Genomic DNA, 2,137 nt, shown 5'->3' with positions numbered 1-2,137 from the left:
CGCCCCGTCCAGGCGGGTTGAAAGCGTGCCGAAATCCCTAGCCATTCAAGCCCCATCTCTATTGCCGCAAGGGAGCCACGTATCCTCTGCCATTGAAGCCCTTGATCAATCAAATCATAGAGATTTGGAACATAAGGTGTCAGTTCACCAAGCCCGTATTCTTCAATCAACCACGGCAAGAAACGGGGAGGGCGTGTGATCAGTTTTGCGCGTGAAATCCCCAAAACAGAACCATCAATATCTTGATGAAAATCGCAAGCATCGGCAAGGCGCTTTTCAAATTCTGTCGCGTTTGTGGGAAGGAGGGAACCAACCATTAGCGGGCACGTCCTTTGAAGTTTAAGGTGATTTTTCCAATCGATAAAATTTCTTCATCACAAACCATACTGTCTTGTGTTGGGGTAATGGCAATCACTTTCTGGACACCAGCAATCATTAGTTTTGAAATCCACCACGACAAACTTAATTCACGACCAATGGCTTGTTCTTGTTTCCAAGCCGTGCGTAAATTTGTTTCCATTGTTGTGAGAATTTTCAAAGATGTTTCTGGTAACAGCCAAACATCTGCTTCTAAATCCAGCACTTTTTTGACAGCAGCGTGAACAATGATTGTATCATTGGTCATGATGATATTTTTTCTGTGAAGAGCTTCTGAAACTGTTTGTATGAGATCTTCAGATGCCGTTCCTTCTTCATTATTACCAAAAAGAGCAACATAGATGGTTGGGTCTTTGCCTTTACGATAGATAATCGCATCTTTCACTCGACTATCGGCTGTTAAGGCGATAAGTTTGTAATAGGGTTCTGTTCCACTTCCGTTTCCTCCACGGGCATGAAGCTGTATGCGTTCACGATATCTCTCGTCACTTTCACCCTCCATGCGGGCAAGACCATGCCAGTTTCCCAAAGCGTCAAGAGATTCACCGGTTGCAAAATCAAGAATGTTGTTGCGTGCTGCCTCGTTAATACGCTGTCTTAAAAGCAACTCTCGATAGCTAAAAGCCTCTATGACTTTTACAGCCGGGTCACTTTCAAGAATGGTATATTCAGGCAAAAGCTCTTTTAAATGGGCAAGAGCAGCAGCGCGTATTTCTTCAAAAGAAAGTTCTGTGATGATGTCTGGTTTTGCAAGCACTCCATTCATTTTATCAATAATCCTTCCATGGTAATGGGCTTGCCGGATGGCAAATAAATGCCTTCAAAGGATAAAGAAACGTGTCCATTCTCACCCCTTTTAAAATCAATTTTTTTCAATTTAAAACGCGGTTCCCACTTGTCTAAAGCCTCAGCAACAGCGGCATAAAGAGCAACAGCAAAAGCATTATTAACCGGTGCATCAATGAGTTCAGCAACACGTGAACCATAATCACGCCGCATTACACGCGAACCAATCCGCGTTAACAAAATATCAAGGATTGATTGACGCAAATGATCAATGCCGGTTAATGGCTTTCCCGTTGTGCGGTCCATTCCACTGTTCAATTGGGACCTCCTGTCATAGAACCACCAGGGGAAACACCACCATGAACATGGGTTTCTCCTACATTGGTGTCGTTATGTCTTAATCCACTTGAATGAATGGAAACATTATTTCCAGAATGAAGAGAGAGACTATCATTCGAATTCAGTGAAATGCTACTACCTGCCTTCAAAGAGATGCCGCCTTTTGCGTTTAAATTTATATCGCTTTCTGAAACAATCTTTATGCCATCTGGTGCGGTAAGCTCTAGCTTGCCACCATCACCTTTTAGTGACACACCATCAGCGATTGTCAGGATAAACTTTCCGCCGGATTTGATGTGAATTCCATAAGTGTTTTGTTCATCATCATATTCAAGGCTGGTTCCATCAGGGTATATCGTTCGGTGAATGCTGCCCTTATCGGCTGCTTGATTAGCATCGGTGTGAAGTGAACCAACAATCACCCCTTGTGATAAATCCCCTGATGATGAAACAACAATTACTTGCTCTCCAACATCGCGTCCTTCATAAGAACGTGTTTTACCGGCGCGGGCTTGTGTGTCTGGAATCCAGTCACTGACAAGATTGCCACTTTTTATCCGATAGCGTGCGTTTTTATGGTCGACATGGCTAATCTTCCCCACCACAACCATATTGGCCACACGTCTCTTTAGAT

At 43.6% G+C, this 2,137-nt stretch carries 4 protein-coding genes; all 4 read right to left on the bottom strand.

Annotated elements, in window-relative coordinates; translation table 11 throughout:
* Window positions 1-317, bottom strand: a 317-nt coding sequence (locus ACFIL8_RS09405; protein ID WP_375668783.1) for a phage tail protein, incomplete at its 3' end; no start/stop codon positions are given.
* The gene (locus ACFIL8_RS09400) at window positions 317-1,144 is read right to left on the bottom strand and encodes a baseplate J/gp47 family protein (protein WP_375689562.1); all 828 of its coding nucleotides are present in this window, start codon (window positions 1,142-1,144) and stop codon (window positions 317-319) included. The genes ACFIL8_RS09405 and ACFIL8_RS09400, both read right to left, overlap by 1 nt.
* Window positions 1,141-1,482 (bottom strand): GPW/gp25 family protein, encoded by a 342-nt coding sequence (locus ACFIL8_RS09395; protein ID WP_375612353.1) that lies wholly within the window; start codon window positions 1,480-1,482, stop codon window positions 1,141-1,143. The genes ACFIL8_RS09400 and ACFIL8_RS09395 overlap by 4 nt, the downstream gene beginning before the upstream one ends.
* The coding region (locus ACFIL8_RS09390) for a phage baseplate assembly protein V (RefSeq protein ID WP_375689561.1) at window positions 1,479-2,137 on the bottom strand (659 nt) is incomplete at its 5' end. The genes ACFIL8_RS09390 and ACFIL8_RS09395, both read right to left, overlap by 4 nt.

This window comes from Bartonella sp. AP57NXGY (assembly GCF_042195805.1).
Classification (GTDB): domain Bacteria; phylum Pseudomonadota; class Alphaproteobacteria; order Rhizobiales; family Rhizobiaceae; genus Bartonella.
Note: the sequence above shows the minus strand (reverse complement) of the source record. Positions and strands in the feature narration are given on the sequence as shown.

Coding starts and splice junctions, on each gene's coding strand:
- ACFIL8_RS09400 (WP_375689562.1), bottom strand. CDS start 1,144: ATGAATGGAGTGCTTGCAAAACCAGACATCATCACAGAACTTTCTTTT.